Origin of the sequence: Escherichia sp. KTE159, assembly GCF_000408805.1 — a bacterium.
Lineage (GTDB): Bacteria > Pseudomonadota > Gammaproteobacteria > Enterobacterales > Enterobacteriaceae > Escherichia > Escherichia marmotae.
In genome coordinates this window covers 300,704-325,963 of the sequence record NZ_KE137295.1, presented here as the reverse complement: position 1 = coordinate 325,963, position 25,260 = coordinate 300,704, and the positions used below count along the sequence as shown (strand labels likewise).

Here is a 25,260-nt window from a genome sequence, read left to right as displayed (position 1 = left end):
ACTCAATCCTATTTTTCCACTCTGCAAAAAACACGTAGCAACACACGGTCACAAAAACGTTGTGGGAATGCCCGGTGAAGCGGCAACTGTCTTTTAGCCACGTTGATGAGTATGGACGACGCGGTCGGCGTTGCTGCCAGCCAGGCGACCGCGGGCGCATTAACCGATCATGATGTCACCGTTTTACTGCTCGCGATGTATTTAATGGGCAACCCGGTGCAAAATGTCGGTCGCTGCCTGGAGACAGCCGAAGTGAATGCCAAATATTACCCGCATATCATTACGGTCTGCGTGATTAACGCATTGCTGTCGATTTGGGTTATGCAGCTTATTGTTTAACAAGGAGTTACCATGATTGATTATTCCGCAGCCGGTTTTACCCTGTTGCAGGGAGCGCATTTGTATGCGCCGGAGGATCGGGGTATTTGCGATGTGTTAATCGCTAACGGCAAGATTATCGCCGTTGCCAGCAATATCCCTTCTGACATCGTACCGGACTGCACGGTTGTCGATCTCAGCGGGCAGATCCTCTGTCCGGGTTTTATTGATCAACACGTCCATTTGATTGGCGGCGGCGGTGAAGCTGGCCCCACAACACGCACGCCGGAAGTAGCATTAAGCCGCCTGACGGAAGCGGGCGTCACGTCGGTAGTTGGCCTGCTGGGCACTGACTCTATCTCTCGCCATCCGGAATCCCTACTCGCCAAGACCCGAGCACTCAATGAAGAAGGCATCAGCGCCTGGATGCTGACCGGTGCTTATCATGTACCTTCCCGCACCATTACGGGTTCTGTGGAAAAGGATGTGGCGATTATCGATCGCGTGATTGGCGTGAAATGTGCCATCTCTGATCACCGCTCCGCCGCGCCGGATGTTTACCATCTGGCCAATATGGCAGCAGAATCCCGCGTTGGTGGCTTGCTCGGCGGTAAGCCTGGCGTCACCGTGTTCCACATGGGCGACAGCAAAAAGGCGTTACAGCCCATCTATGACCTCCTGGAAAACTGCGATGTGCCAATCAGTAAGTTGCTGCCGACGCATGTTAACCGCAACGTGCCTTTGTTTGAGCAGGCGCTGGAGTTCGCGCGCCAGGGTGGCACCATCGACATTACCAGCAGCATTGACGAACCGGTCGCCCCTGCCGAAGGTATTGCCCGCGCCGTTCAGGCGGGTATTCCGCTGGCACGCGTCACCCTTAGCTCTGACGGCAACGGCAGCCAACCCTTCTTCGACGACGAAGGGAATTTAACCCATATCGGCGTTGCGGGTTTTGAGACGTTGCTGGAAACCGTACAGGTGCTGGTTAAAGACTACGGTTTCAGTATCAGCGATGCCCTGCGCCCGCTCACCAGTAGCGTAGCCGGTTTCCTTAACCTGACCGGGAAAGGTGAAATCCTGCCAGGTAATGACGCGGATTTGCTGGTATTGACACCGAAGCTGCGCATTGCGCAGGTATACGCTCGCGGCAAACTGATGGTCAAAGACGGCAAGGCGTGTGTGAAAGGAACGTTTGAAACTGCATAAGCGGTTACGAGAATACCTGACAATTCAACTGGAAATTCGCAGCGGTAGCTTATTGTTCTGAATCGGGACGAGCTGGTGATCCCGATTCAGGCCTACGCATACCGAATGAACACCTGCATAAATCCAGTAGCGGAACGCTTCTGGCGTGAAATACGCGAGCTGGAAACTGTGCTTAGCTGAAATTTTTCTGGAGAAAATTGGATTCTGACATTAACGCCGGATGGAGATTAATCCATCCGGCAAACGCATTTATTATCTTGAATAACTCAGGCTTTTGCTTCATTAAAACGCAGTAAACGGAAACCTGTAGAAGCATAAATCAACGCAAATATCATCGAGCAGAAACAGAACACACAGTACGGCAGATAACTAAACGTCGGAACACCCAATGTTGTTGCCATATATAACCCAGCAGCCGACCACGGAATAATTGGCGCACTCATGGTGCCAAAATCTTCCAGCGTTCGGGCTAAGACTAATGGTGATAAATTAAGATCTTCGAACTTCTTCATCATCAATTCGGAAATAACAATCTTATTTAAACCATCAGAACCGGTAAGCAAGTTAATGATTATTGCTAAAACACCGCTTGCCAGAATAGCACCAAAAGCACTTTTTATTTTGTTTGCCGCACTTTGTAATGTGACATCCATCATTCCAGTTCCCGTCAGGATGCCAGCAAACATCATGGCACAGATAATAAATGACAGGAAACCGCCCTGATTATTAAGCCCCCCCTGTTCAAGTAGTTCTTTCACCGAAGGTAACAACGTCGTTGAATCAGTGATCATCGTCAGACGGAAACCACTCATTGTGGCCTTAATACCTTCTGCCAACGGGAAACCTTGATACAGCCATCCAACCAGCACTGCCACAAATGCACTGCTTAATAATGCAGGTACTGTAGGCAAACGCAAAAAGGTAAAGCACAAAACAATAAGCATAGGTAATAGCGGTAACAAACCAAACTTATATAATTCTTTGAGCTGTACCAGCATTTGCATACTTTCTGGAGAAATAGACCCTGTAGAAGTATGAATCATCCCCAGCCAGGTAAAAAACAACAGGCTAATAATCGTTGATGGGATGGTTGTCCAGAGCAGATATTTAATCAGATCATAGAGTTTAGTTTTGGTAACCGCAGAAGTCAGGTTGGTTGTATCACTTAATGGTGAAAGTTTGTCGCCAAAATAAGCCCCAGTAACAATGGCCGCCGCCAGAATCGGAAGATCGGCATTTAAGCCAGAACCAATCCCCATTAGGGCAACACCAATTGAAGCGACAGACCCCCATGATGCTCCAGAAACATAGGACAACACTGCGTTCAGAAAAAACGCTATGGCATAAAGCCATGCGGGAGCAACCAGTAACATACCGTAATAAACCAGCATCGGCAGCGTACCCGCATAGCTCCATGTCGCGACCATAAAGCCAACGAAAATAACAATAAGTACTGGTGCCATTACTGCCGAAATTTTATCAATAATAAAACCCTGGATTTCATCCCAGGTATACTTCAGCTTAGCCATCGCAATAATGCAGGAAAAAGCCGCTGAAATTAATAAACAGACGCTGGCAGGCCAGCCCATAACGCCGATGCCAACAACTAACACGATCATCATAAAAATGATCGGTGTTAGCGCGACATAAAAACTGGGTTTTTCTCTCATAACTCTATTCCCTGTTAAAATACTTTAACGCCATTTTGCTGTAAGCGTTCCTGTACAGCCTTAATATCCACCTGTGAAACGGCAGTATTATTTTTAATAGCGATTGCAGCGGCCGTTCCTGCACCTTCTCCAGTAACAATGCAGCAGCCCATATTGCGAATTGTCGCGTATGCAAAATTATCTGCATCAATTGCTCTTCCGCAAACCAGCAGATTCTCAACTTGCTGCGGAATCATTACACCATAAGGGATTTGAAAATAATGCGCTTCGAGAGGTAATTTAAGATGGCCATTGCCATCTATAAATTCAGGGAATACACCTATCGAGTCAGCATGACGCCCTTCATTACAAATATCATCTTCAGTTAGTTTATTTCGCCCAAGAATATGTCTTGATTCCCTTGTTCCCACTGTCATACCGAAGTTTTTTAATTGTGCTTGTTCGAATCCTGGCTGGAACTGACGCAAAGCTTCAATTGCCTGCATAGCTTGCTTACGGCCTTCTATTTCCGCACGTGTCAGGTCAAAAACATCCGTACAATCAACAGCCGGGATGCTAACAACGTTCAAATAATTTGCATCTCCATACTCGGTGACCGTACTCCAGGAACCACCTAACGTCACATCCTTTGGAATAATTCCTGCAGATTTTCCTTTCGCAAAGACTTTACCCAGATAAGGACTAAACATATCACGACAAGATTCATGGACATCATAAGACCAATTTTTATTTTCTTCGTCTGCTCCCCAATCACCATATTTAGGCTGAGTGGTCTTAATATTTTGCATAAACGCGTCTTTATTCACATTTGCACAGCTAAAAACAGTTGTCATGCACATTAGTTCTGCACGATCGCGCTTAATAAATGGTGCCCCGGCAAACCATGCAATATCAGCATCGCCAGTACAGTCAATAATGACATTCGCCAAAATAGCCTGACGTCCTGATTTACTCTCAGTGATTACTCCGAGTAAATTATTACCCTGCTTAATAACATCAACAGCAGTAATATGCAGTACGCGACGTACACCTGCCTGTTCAAGCATTGCATCCGCAACGAGTTTGAAACGCTCGGCGTTAATAGCCTGACTATTCGATTGCGGCTCGGGGCTGGACGCCCCCATTGATCTTGCGGTTTCTTCTATTTCGCGCGCCAGCCCGCCTGACTCCACCGTATTTTCATGACGCCACCAGGCAATTGACTCTACACCAGCCGTCGTCATCATGCCGCCAAAACAGCCGAAACGCTCAATCAGCATCGTTGTCGCCCCCTCACGAGCGGCACTCATTGCTGCAGCAATACCCGATGGCCCGCCGCCGACAACTAATACTTCTGTGGTTGCCAGAACAGGTATATTGCGAGCGGGTTCCAGATAAAATTCCATACTTTATCTCCGTATTCAATAATTGAGTAAAATAAACCCTCGCGCTTATATAAGCGCGTTGATATTTTTAATTATTAACAAGCAACATCATGCTAATACAGACATACAAGGAGATCATCTCTCTTTGCCTGTTTTTTATTATTTCAGGAGTGCGCACACATTTTCTTGCCCCTTAACTTATTATCATAATGGTATTTATGGAGCACATCACAATATTTCAATTCAATTCAGTCACTGCACCAAAATGAAACATTGCGATATTAAAGCCTTTTCAATTTGAAAAGCGTCAGTCTGCATGTTCAACATCCGGATAGAGATTATAGTTTTTAAGCTTACGCCATAATGTTGTACGACCAATTTTTAATACCTCAGCGGCTTTAGTCAGATTCCATTCGCAGATGCGACATGTATGCTCGATAGCTTGCATCTCCAGTTCGGCCAGTGAAGTAAGATGAGGGATATCATCTTCACCACTACCGTTATTTTGGCGGATATCCAAAGGAATATTCTCCAACCCGAGAACAAGCCGATTGCAGTTAATAAAAACCTTCTCCATTCGATTCTTGAACTCAGATATGTTCCCAGGCCAACGGTACTCAAGCAGAACTGCATTTGCATCTGGCGTGATCGTCATTTTCTTTCTGGTACGTTCCTGATATTTATCAATAATATCATCAACCATTTGCTTGAGATCTTCCCGACGTTTACGCAATGGCGGGATCTCAATTTCATTCATGGAGATCTCATAATATAACTGGCGGCTAAAAGCCCCTTGCTGAACGTACTCGCGTAAAGAACTACTGGTACATGTAATCAAACGAAAACGTACGGGGATAAAACGATGGCTGTCTGATCTTGTAACAAGTCCAGTTTTTAATACTTTCAATAAAACACTCTGAACCTCTCCAGAAAGATATTCCACTTTATCCAGATATAAGGTGCCATTATGCGCCAGCTCAAATTTCGATGGCGAAGGGCCAACATCAGAGCCAAGAAGTTCGTGTAAGATATTTTCTGGTGATAGCATCTGACAATCCACAGAAATAAACGGTCCATCACGTTGCTCGCTCTCATTATGTATTGCCATCGCCAGACTCAATTTGCCCACCCCTTCTTCACCATTGATCAGAATCGGAGAGATAGACTTAATTGCCCGGCGAGCGATAAGCAGTACCTGCTTCATGCCGCTTGAAGCTGCATGTAAACTATCAAAGGTAAAATTTGCGTTAGTACTTATTTGTTGTTGGGCTATTTTTCTAATTTTATCTAACGGGTGAAGAAAAAGTAGAAACGAACCATCACTCAGTGGACGAAGGGTAACCATTAGCTCAATGAACTCACCACGACATTCAAGAACAATTTGCTTTTGTGATAGTTTATTTCGTTGCGTAATTGCCTCATTTAAAATAGGCGGAAATACGAATCCTTTTCTAATGTTCTGACCAATTAAATTTTCCTTATCAATACTCAGTAATATTTGCGCCTGAGGATTGACCATTGTAATTAAAGAATTGCTATTCCAACAAATAAAACCATCATCCATACATTCAATCACTGCATTGTGTTGACAGAGCACTTTATTTATTAATTTTTGCTCATTTTCAATATAGATATAGTTAGCAATTTCTGTGGCACATGAATATGATGTTCTTAATTTAACGAGTTCTGCTGTTGCTTCAGTTATGCATAAAATATATCCATGAATATTACCATAATAATCAATGACTGGAGCGGAGCTCATTGCATAGCTATGCAATTGCTCACTGAAATGCTCTGCACCTTCCAGTTGCGTATATAAATTTGTTTCCCGGCAGAGACCATATACATTGGTTCCAATTCCATCTTCCGCCCATGACATGCCAGATTCAATCCCTAAATCTCTCAATTGACTGGAATAATCATCTGCTGCATATAACGATAATACCCAACCGTGAGGATCTAGGATTAAAAATGCCAGGTGGCCATCACCAGACAGCGTAAAATGGTCTTCAACAACTCTTTGCGAAATTCTAATAAACTCTTTGTTACGAGATAAAATCGTTTGTAATGTTTGCCCGGAAGCTTTAACAGGTGTGTTCCAGTGGCGAGGATCACAATGCTTCAGGCATTTTTGCCATGATCGCAGCATTACATGATTTGTCGAATTTGTTGCAACCCAACCATGCTTAACAAACATTTTCCATTTATTTTTTAGATCATTATGATACGACTCTTTATTCATTATAAGAATATCCATTTAAGTCACTTTTAGAACTTGTATCAGAATGCTATGGCAGTAAGATTGATCAAACGCAATAATATCAGGTCTACTTTGCTACAAAAACAGACCCTATCAACAATGTAATAACTCATCCATTAGAAAGAATAACCTTTAAAGCAATAAAAAACGAACGATACATTAGATAAATTTTAAAACTGCCAACAACATCTGAAATCTTTGTACTTGATATTTATAATTATCCAAACTGAAACAATATCATCATTAAAGCTGTTTCAGTGTGAAACAGTACAGCGAAAATTGTTCTGCCATTTCATTTCCTCAAAGATATTTCATCGTTAAATTCCAACATTGGCTGGCTATTCTAATCAGCGTAAATATCAGGAGAAATAATGTATGGCGAGGATGCGTGCAATCGAAGCTGCAGTAGAAATACTGAAAAAAGAAGGCATTAGCGTTGCTTTTGGTGTTCCCGGCGCAGCAATAAACCCACTCTATGCTGCGATGAAAAAATCAGGCGGTATCGATCACATTCTGGCCCGTCATGTTGAGGGCGCTTCGCATATGGCTGAAGGTTACACTCGCAGCCATAATGGCAATATTGGCGTGTGTATCGGCACATCTGGCCCTGCGGGTACTGATATGATCACCGGCCTTTATTCTGCCTCCGCGGATTCTATTCCTATTCTGTGCATTACTGGTCAGGCCCCTGTAGGAAAACTTCATAAAGAAGATTTTCAAGCCGTCGATATCGAGGCAATCGCCACGCCAGTGACTAAAATGGCACGCACTATTCTCGAAGCGGGTCAGTTACCGGGAATATTTCAAAAAGCCTTTTGGGAAATGCGTTCAGGCCGCCCTGGCCCGGTTCTTTTGGATCTCCCTTTTGATGTTCAGATGGCCGAAATTGAGTTTGATATCGATCTCTATCAGCCACTCCCCCCCTGGCAACCCCAGGCAACGCTGGCCCAGGCAGTACGCGCATTAGAAATGCTAAACCGCGCCGAAAAACCGGTAATCATCGCTGGCGGTGGAATTATTAACGCCGAAGCAAGCGAACTGCTACGCGAGTTTGTCGAATTAACCGGCGTTCCCGTCATTCAAACCTTACGCGGCTGGGGTGCATTATCAGACGATCATCCGCTAATGATTGGCCGCATGGGATGTCAGGCGGGTCACCGCTATGGCAATGCCAGTTATCTGGCCTCAGATTTTGTTTTTGGTATCGGTAACCGTTGGGCAAACCGCCATACCGGAGCCCTTGAGACCTACACAGAAGGTCGCAAATTCATTCATGTTGATATCGAGCCTGCGCAAATTGGCCGAATATTTGCGCCAGATCTGGGCATTGTTTCAGATGCTGAAAGCGCCTTAACGCTATTTATTCAAGTTGCCCGTGATATGAAAGCACGCGGCGAGCTGAAAGAACGCAGTAATTGGGTTGCCGAATGTGCCGAGCGTAAACGTACAATGCTTCGTCGCTCAGACTTTGATTGTAATCCGATTAAACCGCAACGCGTTTACCATGAAATGAATAAGGTTTTCGGACCTGAAACGCGCTATATCTCGACAATTGGCCTGGCACAAATTGCTGCGAACCAATTTTTGCATGTTTACCGCCCGCGCCACTGGATTAATGCCTGCCAGGCAGGCCCGCTAGGCTGGACAATGCCCGCTGCACTGGGCGCGGTAAAAGCTGATCCAACGGTTCCCGTTGTGGCAATATCCGGTGACTACGATTTTCAATTCTTAATTGAGGAATTAGCCGTCGGTGCACAATTTAATCTTCCGTATATCCATGTATTACTTAACAACGCTTATCTTGGTTTGATTCGTCAATCACAACGCGCATTTGATATTGATTACTGCGTTCAATTGTCATTTGAAAATATTAATGCTCCAGAGATTGATGGTTATGGCGTTGATCATAAAGCGGTGGTAGAGGGATTAGGGTGTAAAGCTATTCGAGTTTTCGCACCACAGGATATTGAACCTGCACTGCAAGAAGCTCAGCGTTTGCGTGACGAATTTCACGTACCTGTGGTCGTAGAGATTATTACCGAGCGAGTGACTAATATCGCTATGGGGCCTGACATTAATAAAGTCACAGAATTTGAAGAAACTCTCGACTTATAGGGGAACGGAATTATGGCAAAATTTGCAGCAAATTTATCAATGCTTTTTACCGAGCATCCATTTATTGAACGTTTTGCGCAAGCAAGTCACGCAGGGTTCCAGGGTGTTGAATATCTTTTCCCCTATGACTTTTCCACTGACGAGTTGGCTTCGCAACTGCATCAACATAATCTGAGTCAGGTTCTGTTTAATCTTCCTGCGGGTAACTGGCAAGATGGCGAGCGAGGTATCGCATGTCATCCAGGCCGGGCAAAAGAATTTCAGGAGGGTGTTTCCAGGGCGATAATGTATGCACAAGCGCTTAACTGTTCACAAGTTAACTGTCTCGCAGGGAAACATCCCGGTGGTTATTCGCACGAACAATGCCATGAAACACTGGTCGAAAATTTACGTTATGCGGCAGATAAGCTGGCATCTCATGGGATAAAGCTGGTTCTGGAAGCCATTAATACAAAAGATATTCCCGGTTTTTTTGTTAACAACACCAGACAAGCACTCAATATTATTCATGCCGTAAATAATCCTAATTTGCGCTACCAATACGATATTTATCATATGCAAATTATGGAAGGGAATATTGCCATAACGCTCAAAAACAACCTGGAGAACATTGGACATATTCAATTAGCCGACAACCCAGGACGCCATGAGCCAGGTACGGGAGAAATTAATTATCCGTGGTTACTGAATTATATTGACCAGATAGGTTATCAGGGGTGGATTGGTTGCGAATATATTCCATCTACGACCACGGCGGAAAGTCTGGACTGGCTAAAAAATGAGACGCATATTTAAACTCTAAGGATATTTATCATGAATATTGGATTTATCGGTACAGGTATAATGGGTAAGCCGATGGCTTATAATTTACAACAAGCCGGACATACCCTTTATTTTTCAGCACATTTTGAACCCGCACCGCAAGAACTGATTGGTGAACGTGGCATTGTTTGCTCTACTCCCCGTGAAGTTGCGCAGGAATGTGAAATCATCATCACCATGCTCCCAGATACACCGCATGTTGAGGATGTTCTTTTTCATCCTCACTATGGCGTAATACACGGTTTAAGCCAGGGGAAGGTTGTGATTGATATGAGTTCAATTTCCCCGGTTGCCACCAAGGCGTTTGCGCAACGTATTATCGCGGCTGGCGCGGAATATATCGATGCGCCCGTCTCCGGAGGTGAAGTTGGTGCGAAAGCCGGGACGCTTTCCATTATGGTTGGCGGACGAGAAGAAGTTTATTTGCAGATCAAACCAATTCTGGAACTGATGGGTAAAAATATCACCCTGGTCGGCAATGCCGGTGATGGTCAAACGTGTAAAGTCGCTAACCAAATTATTGTTGCACTGAATATTGAAGCGGTGGCTGAAGCTCTGCTCTTTGCCAGTAAATCAGGTGCTGATCCCGCCCGTGTACGTGAAGCTCTGATGGGGGGGTTTGCTTCCTCTCGCGTGCTGGAAGTTCATGGCGAACGGATGATCAAAGGAACATTCGAACCCGGTTTTCGTATTAGTCTGCATCAAAAGGATCTGAATCTGGCACTGGAAAATGCCCGCCTGTTGAATACACCGCTACCTAACACGGCGCTGACACAACAATTATTTAGCGCCTGCGCTGCGCTCGGCGGCAAAGAGTGGGATCATTCCGCTTTAATTCGGGCGCTTGAAACACAAGCCAATTACACCATTCGTAAATAATGAACAAAGGGGACCACTGGTTCCCTTTGTTCACTCGTTGCCCTGCCCCATCCCCTTATTTTGAGAGACCTGCTATGAAGATAGTTATCTCCCCCGACTCCTTTAAAGAATGCCTTCCCGCATGGAAAGTAGCCGAAGCACTGGCAACTGGCTGGCGCAAGGTCCTGCCAGGCAGCCAACTGGTGTGTTTGCCCGTGGCTGACGGTGGCGAAGGCACGCTCGAAACACTCATTCATGCGACTGACGGTACGTTTTACACTAAAACCGTCACTGGACCGCTTGGCGAATCGATACATGCGCAATACGGTATTTTAGGCAACCAAACTACCGCAGTGATAGAACTGGCACAGGCTTCAGGGCTAGAGCTGGTTTCCCCAGTCCTGCGCTCGCCCCTTTATACGACGTCGTTCGGAACTGGCGAACTTATTCTCGCTGCACTGGAACACAATATTGATACCGTTATTCTGTGCCTGGGTGGTAGTGCTACTAATGATGGTGGCGTTGGATTAATGTCGGCACTGGGCGCGCTGTTCACTGATGCTGATGGAAATTCTGTTTCGGTTAATGGTATGGGGCTGTCAGCAATTCACCATATTGACTTACAACATCTCGATCCACGGTTGAAAAATGTGAAATTTATTGCGGCCTGTGATGTCACCAACCCACTAACCGGTGATAACGGCGCAACCCGGGTTTTCGGTCAGCAAAAAGGGGCCAGTGCTGATGATCTTGAGCAACTGGAGCAGGGAATGAAAAACTATGCCCGTTGCATCCACCATTGCTGTGGTAAAGACGTCGACGCAATACCCGGAGCCGGGGCTGCAGGCGGCGTTGGCGCAGCGTTGATGGCGTTTCTTGATGCTCGTCTACAGCCCGGTATTTCGCTCGTGCTGGAAGCTATTCAATATACCCAGCATTTAAAATATGCGGCCCTGGCGATTGTCGGTGAAGGTAAATTAGATAGTCAGAGCCTGAATGGCAAAGCGCCTGTGGGTGCTGCCAAAATCGCCCAAATGATGGGGGTTCCGGTGATAGCAATCGCCGGGTATATCGACGATCAACTTGATCTGAATGAATTACGTCAGTGTGGAATAGAGGCCTGTTTTTCCGTCGTCAATGGCCCTTGTGATTTACCCACCGCGCTGAGTCAAGGGGAAGATAATTTAATTCGCCTTGGAGAAAATCTGGCGGGATATTTTCGTGCGGTTCTAAGTTAATTCCCGTTCGGTAAAATGCCCGATAATGCAAATTATCGGGCATTCCTGAACATCATATTCCAGCAATACTTACATTGTTTTTCTCATCAACTGCAAGTTGCGTCAAAAAACTCTTCAACAGGATAATCACGACACCGCAAAGCGGTAATCCAGCCAGAATAGAGACCGTTTGTAGCGGCTGCAAACTTTGCGCATCAAGAAGATAGAGAGTGATAGCGACGACTCCGGTCATAATCAACCAAAATGCCACATTCCAGAATGCAGGTTCACTATCACAATCTGCCCGTTTTTGCGTCGCAAAACCGAGGGCATAACCGACAGTACAGTGTCCGGTTATATATGAAATTAACGCTATAGCCCCAAAAGCAACCAAAAATATCTGACTTGCGGGTAGCTGTTCCAGCAAGCGAGAAACGACAACGCCTCGCCCTTGTTCATTCAGAATAGGAACAAAATCGATAAGATGAGTTGTCTGCAACGATAAGCCGAAATTAGCCAGTACCATATAGAAAACCATGCATCCCAATGAACCAGCGAGGGTTCCACAAACAATCAATTGCCGGATCGTCCTTCCCTTTGAAATGCGGGCAATAAATAAACCAAATGGGATGGCATATACGACCCACCATGAAAAATAAAATACAGTCCACATTTGTGGGAATCCGCTACGGCCAATAGCATCGGTACTTAAACTCATTGCCACAAAGTTTTGTAGCATCAGGCCGAGACCATCAATTGACTGGTTAAGTATAAATGCCGTTGGTCCACAAATCAGGATTGCCATAAGCATCAAAATATCGGCACGTATATTCCAGTTACTGGCCCATGCAACACCTTTCTTAAGTCCAAAAAAGAGAATTAATAATGGCACCAGCGTCCAGATAAAAATAACCATGACATTGATAAACCGCCCTGCGGGATCCAGATTGAATACATGGCAAAATACGGCAGAAATCATCGGTGTTCCCAGCGCCAGAGACGTCACTGCGCCACCGAGTAAACCAAACATATAGAAAAAGTTTACACAATGCCCGCAAAAACCATCAGCGCGTGCCCCCAGACATCCACGACATAATTCACTGACTTTTAATGATTTTGTTTTCTTAACATGCATAAACCAGCCAATGGGAACGGCACAAATCAGATACCATGCCCATGCTGACGGTCCCCAATGAAACATGCCATAAGCAGAGGCCCAACGAGCAGCCTGAGAGCTTCCTGCTGCTGCACCAAAAGGAGGTTGTTGAATGATCCAAATCCACTCTACAGAGGCAAGATATAACAGGCTCCCCCCCGTTCCGGAGGTAAAAATAAGGCCAAGCCAGGTCAACAAGCTGAAGTCAGGTTTTTCTCCAGGCTGGCCTAACAAAATATTCCCATAACGTGAAAAGGCCAGCCACAGACAACAAAGCACAACCAAAAAAGTCATGACCAAAAAAATACCACCCATTTCCCAGGTTAGGAAATGATGCATTTCATTAATATATTTACTGGTATTTTGTGGGTATATCGTCAAACACAGAATGATTATCGCAATAAATATCATTGCTGGAATAAAAACATTCAGTTCAATCAAAGAGAAGCGTTTTTTGAAATATTGCATGTCAGTCTCCTGAATGTTTTCATTCAATGAGGACGAATATTTCGCCGTTCCTTTTTCATTTGTTGCAATTGTCGGGAAAGGCGTAAAGAAAAAAATGCGCAAATAAGTGAGAGCGCAGCAATACAATACAGGGAAAAACCACGCTGATGTTGTTGCAGCATAAACAGGAATATCCCCAAAAAGAGGCCGCAGAGAACTGTGGTTATCCAGTAATTGGCACTTAAGTGCTCCAGATCATCATCCCTCATGGTATTTCTCCTGCAAGGCGCAGAGAGACTTTTTCCCCTCTGCGCCTTGTTGTTATGCCAGACGCACACCCTGCTGTTTCAGCGTGTTTTGCAAATCAGGGATAGCAACCTGACGCACGGTGCAATGTTGCTGTAGCGATACTACCGCCGCAGTCCCTGCAGCCTCACCAGTTACAGCACAACACATCATGTTGCGCATGGAAGTATGCGCGACGACGCCTGCGGAAATACAGCGCCCGGCGACCAGCAAATTCTCCACTTTTTGCGGCACCAGGCAGCCGTAGGGAATCTGAAAGAAGCGACCGGTCGTTGGCAAAATGAGATAACCGGAACCATCAATAAATTCCGGGAAGATCCCTACGCTATCTGTGCATCGCCCCTGGTTAAGGACGTAATCGTCAGCAATACGGATTTTCCCCTCGATAAGCCGTGATTCACGTGTGCCCAGCGTGGCACCAAAATTGCGTAGCCGCACATTTTCAAAGCCCGGAACATAGTGGCGTAATGCGTCAATCGCCCATAATGCTTGCTGCCTTCCGGCGATCTCTGCTTTGGTTAAATCGAAGACATCAGTACAGTCAAAACCAAAGGCGTACACCATATTCATTTGAAAAGCTTCGCCGCTTTCAGAAAAGGTTGACCAGGTTCCGGCAATCGCCTGTGCGTCGCCTGGGATGACCCCATCCTGTTGCGCGCGGGTAAAAATATCCTCCATATACGGGCTAAACATCTGGTCTTCTTTACCCGTAGTTTGAATCGTCCAGTTTTTCCCCCAATCCGCGTAGGTTGGCTTAAGTTCTTCCTCAACAAAACGGTTAAAGCGGGCCACATCAACACCAGCGCAACTGAACATTACGGTGACGCCCATCAATTGGTCCTTGCTCCGTTTCGTCCAGGGCGCGCCAGCACGAGCGGCAATATCAGCATCCCCCGTGCAATCGACGATTCTTTTCGCCAGAATTGCCCCCCGGCCAGATTTATTCTCGACGATAACACCGCATAACGTATCCCCTTCCTTGATCACGTCCACAACCCAGGAGTGATATAACGGCTCAACGCCAGCTTCCGTTATCATCTGATCGGCAACAACTTTAAACCCCTCTGTATCTATAACGTCGCTAATTGACTGAGGTTCTGGTCGCGTAAAACCCAATGCTCGTGCGCGACCTTCATATTCACGACAGATCCCTTCACAATCTACCGTCCCCGGATGACGATACCAGGCAAAACTTTCCACACCGACCTGCGTCAATACGCCGCCAAGCGATCCGTAACGCTCAACAATCATGGTTCTGGCACCTAACCGCCCCGCGGCTATCGCCGCCGTTAAACCTGCCGGACCGCCACCGATAACCAGAACATCCGTTTGCGCAATGACTGGCGTTTGTCGCGCACTTTCGTTAATCATGTCCACTATTTATTCCCCCGTCGGACTCAGGATGCACAGTCCACATTGTTTTGAGTAATTTCATTACCTTGATTCTTACTTTTACGATTCACACGCTGGAGGACCAGCGCGGCGATAAGGCCGATGAATGCGCAAACCAGCATGAACAGGAAGACATCCTGGTAACCGGCAATACCCGGTTTACGGTCGACCATATTGCCCACCATCGTGTAGCAGTAGATTTCCGGGAAATAGGTCAGTAAAGAGATCAAGCCAGCAGCAGTCCCTGTAACTTTTGCCGGAATGCGTACCTCATCAATAATTGAGAAGAACACTGCATTCGCGGAGTAAATAAACACGCCCAGGGCAACCATGTTCGCCAACGCGATGGTGACATAACGAGATTCACCAGGCAGGAAGAAATAAACGGTAGTAAAGACAATCATGCCGATGAAGGCGTAGATCATAAAACGCGTGCGTGACGCGCAGCGGTCAGCCAGTTGTCCGCCAATTAACCCGCCCATCGCAAATAACACATAGGCGCGAAGAATACTGGCAACTGCCACTTCCGATTCGCCCATATGCAGGATCTGCGTGAGATACGGCGTGACCATGCCAAAGCCGATATAAATTGACCACATACAAAAGGTCACAGCACCAGCCAGCCAAACCGTCGGCATTTTCAGCACGAATGCCATATCCGCCAGACGGAAATTGGCTTTATCTTCGCTGTGCGTTTCATCCTGACAAACAAACCAGGCTAAAACACCGGTCAGAATAGTCACTACGGAATAGAATATAATTGTCGCCCGTAAACCATCGACACCTTCACCAAATTTGGCAAATACCGGCACGGAAAGAAAACCTAGTACAATGGAGGTTAATCCCTTACCAAGAAACCAGTAACCATATAAGCGCCCTTGTTCTTCACTGGATCCCAGGGTACGAATAATACGCACACACACGGCCCAAAACGTAAATACGGTTGTCACAGCCCAAAGTGCATGTAACAGACAGATCATGGTATACGAGGGGAAAGTCGCATAATAAAAACCGCTAATTCCGGTTGATATTAATGAAAATGTCATTAATTTTCTTGCTGAAAATCTATCAGCGGCCCAACCGCCCGGTAAATATAATACAAAGTTCACCAGTCCATAGGCTGTCATTAAAAAACCAAGTTCAGCATTGGTTGCTCCGGTAGCCTGTTGCATGGCATCGTAATAGGTTTCCCGAAGATAAGGTAATTTATATATTGCACTTCCGGCAATACCGCATAACGCCAGCGTGATCCAACGTTTCCAGTTACTGGTCATATTTATTCCCGAATGAAGTATTTTAAACGTCACCAGCGGCCTGCTTTGTACAGGCCGTTTATTTTTTAAAGTCCTAAATTATGTGCGGTCAAAATTGCGGAAAGAACATCCTGCGCGGTCACCTCGAATGGCATATTATGGATAGTTTCTCCTTCAGCAGTAGCTGCTTCAGCAACTGCCAGTAATTTATCCTTGTTAATTTCTTTCACCCCCAACATATAGAGATTTGTTGGCAAGCCAACGCTACTACAGAAATTAAGTACGGTTTCAATTTCCTCCTGTGGTGCGTTTTCCAGTATGAGTTGAACCAGAACACCAAATGCCACTTTTTCACCGTGGTAGCAATGATGGCATTCCTCCAGTTGCGTCATACCATTATGGATAGCATGAGCTGCAGCCAGGCCGCTACTTTCAAATCCAATGCCACTAAGATAGGTATTAGCTTCGATAATATTCTCTACCGCTTTGGTGCTAACTCCCTGTTCAACCGCGACTTTTGCCTTAAAACCATCTTCCAACAGCGTGGTATAACAAAGCCGGGCAATAGCCAGCGCCGCCAGTGTGGACGCCCCGCCTGCCATTGTGGCTTTTCCTGATGCCTGATTGGCTCGCGCTTCAAACCAGGTTGACAGCGCATCCCCCATACCGGCCACCAACAGACGCACTGGCGCGGCTGAAATGATGCCTGTATCCATAATCACCATATCTGGATTTTTCGGGAAAAACAGATATTCACTAAACTGACCTTCCGGGGTATAAATTACCGCCAGCGAACTGGTTGGCGCATCCGTGGAAGCAATTGTCGGTACAACTACTACCGGAACTTTTTGGTAATATGCTACGGCTTTTGCTGTATCCAGCGTTTTACCACCGCCAATACCAATAACAACATTATATTTACGCTGGTTAAACTTATCACGAATTCGCGAAATTTCATTCTGCGAACATTCACCACAAAAATATCAAAATCCGCAGCGATATTTTCTTTTGCAAAGCTATTATTGACCCTGTCACCAACCAGACCGGTAACAAAATCATCTGCAATAATTAATGGTGCGGTTCCCAAACTTGCCGCATACATAGCAATATTATCCAAAGAACCATTTCCCTGAATATATTTAGCCGGACTTATAATAATCTTATCCATGTCATTCCTCGCGTAACTTGTTTTGCCTCACCGTTAACCTACTCGTTGCATCCAGTGGCGGCAAATGTTTCATTCACGAAAAATTATGTTTTATGATCATGCTGTAAAAAACATCATCCTTAGACAATAATAAAAAATATTTTTTAAGCTTTAATCACAATCCCCCAATTCCATCACAGGTTCCATTTCATTTTGAAACAACAGCATGAGCTAACCGTTTCATTATGAATCTTATTATCCTTTAGTTTGTTTTGTTGCGTCTGGAGAATTAATCTCGCAAACATCCTTAGCGCGGTTTACGTAATTATCAGAACAGGAATGACTATGAAGAAATTAATTAACCAGATTGATTCTGTTGTGACAGAACAAATGGAAGGACTCATCGCCACCTGGCCACACCTGCAGGCAAATTATTCTCCCCGGTATGTGTGGTGCAAACAGAACGATAATGCGGTGGCGCTGGTTTCAGGCGGTGGCTCCGGCCACGAACCACTACATGCAGGTTTTGTTGGCATGGGTATGTTAACTGGCGCTTGCCCTGGCGAAGTCTTCACGTCACCAACACCAGATCAAATGATCGAATGTGCTAAAGCGGTTGATAATGGCTCTGGTGTTCTGTTTTTTATCAAAAATTACACTGGCGATATTCTTAATTTCGAAACCGCAGTCGAGATGCTACACGAAGAAGGCATCGCCGTTGGCACAGTCATTATTGATGATGACGTAGCGGTAAAAGACAGCTTGTACACAGCCGGGCGTCGCGGAGTTGCGGGGACGGTGTTTGTCGAAAAAATTGTCGGCGCGGCTGCGCTTCAGGGTTATGACCTTGGGCAATGCGAGCAACTTGGCAAAGATGTTAACAATGCCACCCGCTCCTTTGGCATCGCACTATCAGCCTGTACTGTTCCCGCAGCGGGAAAACCCTCATTTGAACTGGCAGATAATGAAATTGAATTTGGTGTTGGGATCCACGGTGAACCCGGTATTGAACGACGTCCCTTGCAAGACCTGAACTCTTTAATCGACGACGTGATAGCGCAGTTACTGGATAATACGCCCTGGCGACGCACATTACGCCATTGGGATCGCCATGCCGGTGGATGGATTGACGCGGCATCAATGAATGAATCATTCGATAAAAATGCTGAATATATTGTATTAATTAACGGACTTGGCAGCACACCTGAATCAGAATTATATGGTGTAACCAGGGTATTTATGCGCGCAGCACAGCGCCAGGGACTTAAGATTACACGCCAGTTGGTCGGTAATTATTGCACGTCATTAGACATGGCAGGATTTTCCATTAGCCTGCTGAAGTGTACCCCAGAGTTTTTGCAGCTTTGGGATGCCCCGGTAAATACACCGGCTCTTCGTTGGGGATGTTAATAAGGACATTATATGAAAATTCAAAACAAACATATTATCGCCTGGCTGGAGAGTTGTGCGACACATCTCACTGAACAACAAGACTTTTTAACTGCACTAGACAGAGATATTGGTGACGCCGACCACGGTCTCAATATGAATCGTGGTTTCAGTGCGGTCAAAGCGATCTTACCCGACATTGAACGTCAGCATATTGGCAACATCCTTAAAAATACCGGTATGAAACTGCTTTCCAGTGTAGGTGGAGCCAGTGGTCCCCTCTACGGCACATTATTTATTCGTGCTTCTGCGGCGGTCGGAGCCAGAACGGAGTTAAGTCTGGAAGAGTGGCTGGCGTGTCTGGAAGAAGGAATTGCCGGAGTCATCGCGCGAGGAAAAGCAGAACAAGGGGACAAAACACTGTGTGATGTCTGGGTTCCGGTACTCAACGAAGCCAAAAAAAACCTGCAAGACGGAATGTCGCATTCCCTCCTGCTGAATACGATGGTGCAAGATGCTGCAACCGCAGTTGATAACACCATCAATATGCAGGCGAAAAAAGGGCGAGCCAGCTATCTGGGCGCTCGCAGTGTGGGCCATCAGGATCCAGGCGCTACCTCCTCCTGGCTGATGATTAAGGCTATGCAGGAAGGATTCGCGGAATAAATTATGGTTGCTATTGTTATTGTTTCTCATAGCCTACGCCTCGCCCAGGGGATTGAGGAGTTAGCACTTCAAATGTCTGGTGGTGTCGTTCCTCTGGCTATTGCTGCAGGTATTGATGATCCGCAAAATCCGATTGGCACTGATGCCATAGCAATTATGTCTGCTATTGAATCGGTCTGGACGCCGGAAGGCGTTCTGGTTCTCATGGATATGGGCAGTGCATTGCTTAGTACAGAGATGGCTCTGGAATTGCTTTCTGAAGAACAGAGAAGTGCTATCTATCTTTTGGCGGCACCGATAGTGGAAGGTGCCATGTCTGCGGTGACGTCTGCGGCAGCAGGACTTTCGGCCGCGGAGATTATCGCTGAAGTGGATCTTGCCCTATGTGCCAAACAGCAGCAACTCACGCCTCATCTTGCAGACACTGCTGCACCTGCGATATCACAGGTCAATCATTCCGTCGAATGGCAAACCTTTTGCTGGACGATACGTAATCCCCACGGTATTCATGCGCGTCCGGCAGCAAGCATCCTGAAAGTATCAGCGCAATACTCTGCAAACATCATCGTCATCAAAGGGGATAAACGCGCCAGCACCAGAAGCCTCAACGAACTGGCAATGCTGGGTGTCCGCTGTGGCGATGAAATCATCTTCCAGGCCGAAGGCGTTGATGCCAGTGATGCTCTTAAGGCAATTGAAACGTTGGCGAAAGATCATTTTGGTGAGGCTCACCTGCTCGCCTCTTCTGAGATTCTGCCAACAACAATGCCGATAGTAAGCGCCCCTGTTGATGGCGCAATATCAGGCCTGTCGGTACAAAATGGTATCGCTATTGGCCCGGTAAAATGGTTTACCTGTGAACTACCGGAAATAACGCAGCGAACGGTCAATTCTCCGCAAGAAGAACTATCGCGAATTGAGTGTGCAATCGACGCTGTAGTTCGTGAACTTGCTGATAAAGCAGCAGGACCTGAAGGCGATATTTTTGCCGCCCATAAGATAATGCTTGAAGATCCCGAGATTAACCGGCAATTACAGCAAAATCTGGCAAAGGGCAAACAGGCGGAATTCGCATGGTTAGAAGTCATGCAGGCATTGGCAGAACAATATTGTCAGGCAGAAACACTCTACTTACGTGAACGCGAGGCTGATATCCGTGATCTTACGCGTCAGGTACTGAACCAGCTTTGCGGGGTAAGTGAGCAACTCTTTATGACTACCGCACCCTGTATTTTGTTAGCCAACGATCTGTTGCCTTCGCAGATAACCAGCCTGAATAAAGAGCATATTCTTGGCATTTGTCTCCATCATGGGGGAACAACGTCGCATACTGCTATTCTTGCCAGAGCGATGGGTATTCCTGCGATTGTGAAGGCAGATATTACCCCGCAAAACGTCCGCGATAACGAAATGGTTATCCTTGATGGTGAAACCGGTCGCTTGTGGTTAAATCCGGATGAAATTACCCGCCTGGATTTGCTCCAACGATCTGAAGTCTGGCAGCAAAAAAGGGATCGTCAGTTAGCTGATGCTATGCTGCCCGCTATCACGCAAAGTGGTCGTAAAATTAGCGTACTGGCGAATATTGGTGACCTGCAAGACATTGAGGCAGCGCTATCTCACGGAGCTGAAGGCGTTGGTTTGCTACGCACAGAGTTTTTATTCCATGAGTCAGCGACATTACCCGATGAGGAAGAGCAATTTCGCGTGTATTGCTCTGTTGCCCGTGCTTTTGGCGATAAACCAGTAACTATCCGCACTCTGGATATTGGTGGCGATAAACCGTTGCCGTCGTACCCGCTGCCGTCAGAAGACAACCCATTCCTTGGTCTGCGCGGCATTCGGCTGTGCCTGGCGCATCCACAAATATTTATTCCTCAATTACGCGCACTTATCCGGGCGGGGAAACAATATCCCACGCTGCAAATTATGCTGCCAATGGTTTCAACACTTGAGGAAGTCAATGCTGTCAAAACATTGATACAAGAGCAGGCCAAATTGTTGAAGATCGCTACTGAAAATCTTCCGGCACTGGGAATTATGATTGAAGTTCCGGCCGCTGTAATGATTGCGGATAAATTAGCCAGCGAGGTTGATTTCTTCTCCATCGGCACTAACGATCTGACGCAATATATTATGGCGGCAGACAGGGGAAATAGTACCGTCGCAGAACTGGTCGATTATCGTAATGATGCGGTGATCAAAGCTATTGCTATGGTGTGTCAGGCCGGACGTAACAATGAAATTCCAGTCAGTATGTGTGGCGAAATGGCCGGAGATACCCAACAAACAACGCTTCTGCTCAACATGGGAATTGATAAACTCAGCGCCAGTTCATCCCGCCTTCCGGCCCTGAAAGCGGCAATCAGAGCTTCCCACTAATGCATACCCAATGCGATACGTCTTACACGTATCGCATTTTCCACTGTTTACTGCGGCATCAAGCAACACCAGCCATTACTCTGCCAGATCAATTCCAATGTTAGCGGTTCATCGTCGTGGTACAGCATCATCTCCAGACTGATTGCCAGATCGTGGCAATATACTTCTTTCAGACTCACCTGCAATGCTGCAATACGTGGTTCATGAAATAAAAGAGCGGAACGCAACTGGCGGCAATACCAACTCTGGAGACGTTTTTCGCACTTATTATGCCCTTGCCACTCAGGCATGCCAGAAACAAGTAATGTTGGTAGTGGTGAATGAGGAGAATTAAAAAGTTGAAAGAGATCCTGGCATACGGAATCACGCAGCAATGATGTATTGCTTCCTGTTTTTTCAGGTAATACGGTCTGAAGTAATTGGCGCATCATTTTGCGCACTCCTGACGTTTAGCGGCATCGATATCTTGCCCTGACGGCAGGATACCACTGAGTTGATGCTCATTTTCCATAGTCATTCCTTTTTGCTCATTACGTCCGTGACTGATACAGGCCTAATTCTTGCCCGCGAAGTATAAGACCCTGAACAGAAATGAAGATCCACTTACTTTTTATTTAAAAAGATATAGTTTGATAAAAATCACTAAATCAGATAGAAACAAATCAATATATTTTGATTATTCCGAATGATTACTCAGATTTAAATAGAGATATAATATTTATAAAAGATATGTAATAAGTAATTATTAAATTACTCATAGTTTATTATTAATAATATATGTTATTACATGGCTACAAGACCCGGTGCAAAGCAGCTCAACTTTGCACCAGAAATAAGGGTTCAGGCGTCAACTTTATCCAATGGCCAGGAGTCAAAGAGATAACCATCAAAATAGATATCATCGACGTTGGAAAATTCCAGCAAACGCTGTTTCACATTTTCCAGATGCTGCCACATTGCCAGCTTCGCCGCACGGGCGTCTTTTTTGATTAACGCCGCGAGGATCTGTTTGTGATCGCCCAGCCACTCTTTGCGGTATAAGCTGTCATCCAGATGGCTGTGCAACTGGATCCACATCGGATTGTTTTCCCGCCACTGCCAGGACTGACGGAACAACTCCACCAGCATACTGTTATGGGTTGCTTCGGCAATGGCGAGGTGAAACTGCATGTCACCGCTTTCGCTGCTGCCCGGCGCACTGGAAGCCAGTTCGCGTTCTTCAAGCTGCAATGCCTGGCGCATTTTCACAATATCTTCCCGTGTTGCCTGCAAGGCGGCAAACTCGGCTATGTTGCTCTCCAGCAACTGGCGCGCCTGTAACAGCTCAAAAGGACCAGCGTCGTTGCAGGCGTTAACATCTGCGCTGTCCGCACTCTTACTGGTGGAACTGTCAAGAACATAGATACCGGCACCACGGCGTACTTCTACCAGCCCTTTGATCTCCAGCATGATCAATGCTTCACGTACCACAGTACGCGTGACGTCGAGCATTTCTGCGATCTCACGCTCCGGCGGCAGCCGTTCGCCAGGATTGTACGGCGTCTTAATGATCAGATCGCGGATCATTGCCCCGACTTCCTGGTAAGGTCTTTGCGCAGAGGTGGCAGATTTCATGGTGTTGTGTCCGTTAGGTGCGGTTAATCAAATTTTTGCCGGATGCGGCGTGAACGCCTTATCCGGCCTACAACGGGCAATTTTACGGCACCCGTTAATCTCAAACTATACCATTTGCACTGGAAGTTGGCACGTACAGGTGGGCAAAAAAACGAAAACTGGTCAACCAAATATAAATTTGATTGACCAGTCAGTCTGTAGGGTAATCAGTCAGTTACAGAGCAGCCACGCACTCACGCGCACCACGTTCGCACAGTTGCTGATATGCAGTCGTCACCGCGCCAACAAAGTCCGCGTTCTGCGGCAGATCATCAGCAAAAATACCGCTCAGACCCAGCAGAGCTTTCACACGTTCCGCACCCTGATATTGCGCGTTGATCTTCTGGAACTCCGCCAGCATCGGGTCGACCACGTCGATGGCGTTGCCTTGCTCATCAATCCCTTGGGTGTAACGCATCCAGCCCGCGACGCCGAGTGCCAGATGACGCCAGCTACCGCCGTTTTGCAAATGCAAGCGAACCGGGTCCAGCAGACGCTGCGGCAACTTCTGGCTGCCGTCCATCGCAATCTGCCAGGTGCGATGACGCAGAGACGGGTTGCTGAAACGCTCGATCAGCAGCGTCGCATACGCGTTCAGGTCTGTACCTTCCGGCATCGACAGCGTCGGCGCTTGTTCCTGCATCATCAGAGCAAAGGCCGCTTTGCGATAATCCGCGTTGGTCATGGTATCAGCGATGGTTTCATAACCACCGAGGTAACCGAGGTACGCCAGGAAAGAGTGACTGCCGTTAAGCATACGCAGTTTCATCATTTCGAACGGAACAACGTCCGCAACGAACTGTGCGCCGACTTTATCCCAGTCCGGGCGACCATTGACGAAGTTATCTTCAATCACCCACTGACGGAACGGCTCGCAGGCAATGGCACACGGATCGTAAACGCCCAACTGGTCAGCAATTTCCTGCAATGTTTCAGGAGTAGCCGCCGGAACAATGCGGTCAACCATTGTGCACGGGAAAGTCACGTTCTCTTCAATCCATGCCGCCAGTTGCGGATCACGAGCCTGAGCCAGTCCCAGTACTGCGACTTTCGCCACATGACCGTTTTCACGCACGTTGTCGCAAGACATCACCGTAAAAGCTTTCAGCCCTTTTTCACGACGCAGACGCAGGGCTTCTACGATGTAACCAATTGCAGACTTCGGCGCGGTCGGGTTTTCCAGATCGTGCTTAATCAGCGGGTTATTGAGATCCAACTGACCGCTTGCCGCGTCGGCACAGTAGCCTTTTTCCGTGACCGTCAGGGAAACAATTGCCGTCTGCGGACGCGCCATCGCGTTCAGAATGCCTTCGCAACCGTCGATTTCTGGGTGCAGCGCTTCTTTCATCGAACCGATAATTTTCAGCTCGGTGCTTTCTGCGCCTTTTTCCGCCACGGTATACAACAGTTGCTGTTTTTTCAGGTTTTCGATCAGCACGCGGTCGTTACCTGGCATCAGGTTAACTTCGCAGATCCCCCAGTCGCTGTCGGTGCTTTCCAGCAAATGGTGGGTATACAGCGCCTGGTGCGCGCGGTGGAACGCCCCGCAACCGAGATGCACAATGCGTGATTCCAGACGAGAATGATCCCATGACGGGCGGGCAACCGGCAGATTGCTGTCAACAATAGTAGTCATCGT

At 46.7% G+C, this 25,260-nt stretch carries 17 protein-coding genes and 3 pseudogenes; 10 read left to right on the top strand and 10 right to left on the bottom strand.

The genetic code is table 11. The features are described from left to right. Window positions 1–64: 64 nt before the first annotated feature. From A31E_RS25505 to A31E_RS25930, 3 genes and pseudogenes are all read left to right on the top strand, one after another. Window positions 65–339 (top strand): annotated as a pseudogene (locus A31E_RS25505) (hypothetical protein); the annotation flags it as partial. Between the two features lie 12 nt (window positions 340–351). Beyond that, a complete protein-coding gene (gene iadA, locus A31E_RS01635) occupies window positions 352–1,524 on the top strand; it encodes a beta-aspartyl-peptidase (protein ID WP_016249540.1) in 1,173 nt (390 codons plus the stop codon). Window positions 1,525–1,528: 4 nt separating this feature from the next. Further along, window positions 1,529–1,704 (top strand): annotated as a pseudogene (locus A31E_RS25930) (LysR family transcriptional regulator); the annotation flags it as partial. Between the two features lie 86 nt (window positions 1,705–1,790). Here the strand turns inward: A31E_RS25930 and nhaC are convergent. From nhaC to dhaR, 3 genes are all read right to left on the bottom strand, one after another. After that, window positions 1,791–3,194 (bottom strand): Na+/H+ antiporter NhaC, encoded by a 1,404-nt coding sequence (gene nhaC, locus A31E_RS01640; RefSeq protein ID WP_001208427.1) that lies wholly within the window; start codon window positions 3,192–3,194, stop codon window positions 1,791–1,793. A 14-nt stretch (window positions 3,195–3,208) separates the two neighbouring features. Next, the gene (gene ibeA, locus A31E_RS01645; protein WP_000397943.1) at window positions 3,209–4,579 is read right to left on the bottom strand and encodes a putative intracellular survival FAD-dependent oxidoreductase IbeA; all 1,371 of its coding nucleotides are present in this window, start codon (window positions 4,577–4,579) and stop codon (window positions 3,209–3,211) included. A gap of 286 nt (window positions 4,580–4,865) precedes the next feature. Further along, window positions 4,866–6,800: a dihydroxyacetone kinase operon transcriptional regulator DhaR gene (gene dhaR, locus A31E_RS01650; RefSeq protein ID WP_016249539.1), complete on the bottom strand. Its 1,935-nt coding sequence runs from the start codon at window positions 6,798–6,800 to the stop codon at window positions 4,866–4,868. Between the two features lie 393 nt (window positions 6,801–7,193). Here dhaR and gcl point away from each other — a divergent pair, with 393 nt between their 5' ends. The 4 genes from gcl to A31E_RS01670 all read left to right on the top strand — a co-directional run bounded on the left by gcl (window position 7,194) and on the right by A31E_RS01670 (window position 11,851). Further along, a complete protein-coding gene (gcl, locus tag A31E_RS01655; RefSeq protein ID WP_016249538.1) occupies window positions 7,194–8,933 on the top strand; it encodes a glyoxylate carboligase in 1,740 nt (579 codons plus the stop codon). 12 nt (window positions 8,934–8,945) lie between these two features. After that, window positions 8,946–9,728 (top strand): hydroxypyruvate isomerase, encoded by a 783-nt coding sequence (hyi, locus tag A31E_RS01660; RefSeq protein WP_001051316.1) that lies wholly within the window; start codon window positions 8,946–8,948, stop codon window positions 9,726–9,728. 18 nt (window positions 9,729–9,746) lie between these two features. Then, window positions 9,747–10,634, top strand: a complete 888-nt coding sequence (locus tag A31E_RS01665) for a 2-hydroxy-3-oxopropionate reductase (protein WP_001020470.1) — start codon at window positions 9,747–9,749, stop codon at window positions 10,632–10,634. A 74-nt stretch (window positions 10,635–10,708) separates the two neighbouring features. Next, window positions 10,709–11,851 carry a glycerate kinase gene (locus A31E_RS01670; RefSeq protein WP_016249537.1) on the top strand — a complete coding sequence of 381 codons (1,143 nt, stop codon included), beginning with the start codon at window positions 10,709–10,711 and terminating at the stop codon, window positions 11,849–11,851. A gap of 52 nt (window positions 11,852–11,903) precedes the next feature. Here A31E_RS01670 and A31E_RS01675 read toward each other — a convergent pair whose 3' ends face one another. From A31E_RS01675 to A31E_RS0123345, 4 genes and pseudogenes are all read right to left on the bottom strand, one after another. Beyond that, window positions 11,904–13,454, bottom strand: a complete 1,551-nt coding sequence (locus tag A31E_RS01675) for a BCCT family transporter (RefSeq protein ID WP_001199195.1) — start codon at window positions 13,452–13,454, stop codon at window positions 11,904–11,906. 300 nt (window positions 13,455–13,754) lie between these two features. Continuing rightward, the gene (locus A31E_RS01685; protein ID WP_024193625.1) at window positions 13,755–15,119 is read right to left on the bottom strand and encodes an FAD-dependent oxidoreductase; all 1,365 of its coding nucleotides are present in this window, start codon (window positions 15,117–15,119) and stop codon (window positions 13,755–13,757) included. Between the two features lie 17 nt (window positions 15,120–15,136). Next, window positions 15,137–16,405, bottom strand: coding sequence for an MFS transporter (locus tag A31E_RS01690; protein ID WP_016249535.1), 1,269 nt, complete (start codon window positions 16,403–16,405; stop codon window positions 15,137–15,139). A 65-nt stretch (window positions 16,406–16,470) separates the two neighbouring features. Continuing rightward, window positions 16,471–17,552: pseudogene (locus tag A31E_RS0123345) on the bottom strand (glycerol dehydrogenase). A gap of 324 nt (window positions 17,553–17,876) precedes the next feature. Here A31E_RS0123345 and dhaK point away from each other — a divergent pair. Genes dhaK through ptsP form a run of 3 tightly spaced genes read left to right on the top strand, consistent with a single transcriptional unit; the run spans window position 17,877 to window position 21,968 of the window. Continuing rightward, window positions 17,877–18,941, top strand: coding sequence for a dihydroxyacetone kinase subunit DhaK (dhaK, locus tag A31E_RS01695; protein ID WP_000733763.1), 1,065 nt, complete (start codon window positions 17,877–17,879; stop codon window positions 18,939–18,941). Window positions 18,942–18,953: 12 nt separating this feature from the next. Next, a complete protein-coding gene (dhaL, locus tag A31E_RS01700; RefSeq protein WP_000701649.1) occupies window positions 18,954–19,586 on the top strand; it encodes a dihydroxyacetone kinase subunit DhaL in 633 nt (210 codons plus the stop codon). A 3-nt stretch (window positions 19,587–19,589) separates the two neighbouring features. Next, window positions 19,590–21,968, top strand: coding sequence for a phosphoenolpyruvate--protein phosphotransferase (gene ptsP, locus A31E_RS01705; protein ID WP_016249532.1), 2,379 nt, complete (start codon window positions 19,590–19,592; stop codon window positions 21,966–21,968). Between the two features lie 47 nt (window positions 21,969–22,015). On the opposite strand, the gene iraD is transcribed toward ptsP, so the two are convergent. The 3 genes from iraD to A31E_RS01720 form a co-directional block, all read right to left on the bottom strand. Further along, window positions 22,016–22,399, bottom strand: coding sequence for an anti-adapter protein IraD (gene iraD / locus A31E_RS01710; protein ID WP_016249531.1), 384 nt, complete (start codon window positions 22,397–22,399; stop codon window positions 22,016–22,018). A 409-nt stretch (window positions 22,400–22,808) separates the two neighbouring features. Then, entirely contained in the window at window positions 22,809–23,582 is a 774-nt protein-coding gene (gene uxuR / locus A31E_RS01715) for a Uxu operon transcriptional regulator (protein ID WP_000833695.1), read from the bottom strand. Window positions 23,583–23,796: 214 nt separating this feature from the next. Beyond that, a complete protein-coding gene (locus A31E_RS01720; RefSeq protein WP_001517677.1) occupies window positions 23,797–25,257 on the bottom strand; it encodes a fructuronate reductase in 1,461 nt (486 codons plus the stop codon). Between the last annotated feature and the right edge of the window lie 3 nt (window positions 25,258–25,260).

Excerpts from the sequence above, each read along its gene's own strand:
- iadA (WP_016249540.1), top strand. The coding sequence starts at position 352 with ATGATTGATTATTCCGCAGCCGGTTTTACCCTGTTGCAGGGAGCGCAT.
- nhaC (WP_001208427.1), bottom strand. The coding sequence starts at position 3,194 with ATGAGAGAAAAACCCAGTTTTTATGTCGCGCTAACACCGATCATTTTT.
- ibeA (WP_000397943.1), bottom strand. The coding sequence starts at position 4,579 with ATGGAATTTTATCTGGAACCCGCTCGCAATATACCTGTTCTGGCAACC.
- dhaR (WP_016249539.1), bottom strand. The coding sequence starts at position 6,800 with ATGAATAAAGAGTCGTATCATAATGATCTAAAAAATAAATGGAAAATG.
- gcl (WP_016249538.1), top strand. The coding sequence starts at position 7,194 with ATGGCGAGGATGCGTGCAATCGAAGCTGCAGTAGAAATACTGAAAAAA.
- hyi (WP_001051316.1), top strand. The coding sequence starts at position 8,946 with ATGGCAAAATTTGCAGCAAATTTATCAATGCTTTTTACCGAGCATCCA.
- A31E_RS01665 (WP_001020470.1), top strand. The coding sequence starts at position 9,747 with ATGAATATTGGATTTATCGGTACAGGTATAATGGGTAAGCCGATGGCT.
- A31E_RS01670 (WP_016249537.1), top strand. The coding sequence starts at position 10,709 with ATGAAGATAGTTATCTCCCCCGACTCCTTTAAAGAATGCCTTCCCGCA.
- A31E_RS01675 (WP_001199195.1), bottom strand. The coding sequence starts at position 13,454 with ATGCAATATTTCAAAAAACGCTTCTCTTTGATTGAACTGAATGTTTTT.
- A31E_RS01690 (WP_016249535.1), bottom strand. The coding sequence starts at position 16,405 with ATGACCAGTAACTGGAAACGTTGGATCACGCTGGCGTTATGCGGTATT.
- dhaK (WP_000733763.1), top strand. The coding sequence starts at position 17,877 with ATGAAGAAATTAATTAACCAGATTGATTCTGTTGTGACAGAACAAATG.
- dhaL (WP_000701649.1), top strand. The coding sequence starts at position 18,954 with ATGAAAATTCAAAACAAACATATTATCGCCTGGCTGGAGAGTTGTGCG.
- ptsP (WP_016249532.1), top strand. The coding sequence starts at position 19,590 with ATGGTTGCTATTGTTATTGTTTCTCATAGCCTACGCCTCGCCCAGGGG.
- iraD (WP_016249531.1), bottom strand. The coding sequence starts at position 22,399 with ATGATGCGCCAATTACTTCAGACCGTATTACCTGAAAAAACAGGAAGC.
- uxuR (WP_000833695.1), bottom strand. The coding sequence starts at position 23,582 with ATGAAATCTGCCACCTCTGCGCAAAGACCTTACCAGGAAGTCGGGGCA.
- A31E_RS01720 (WP_001517677.1), bottom strand. The coding sequence starts at position 25,257 with ATGACTACTATTGTTGACAGCAATCTGCCGGTTGCCCGCCCGTCATGG.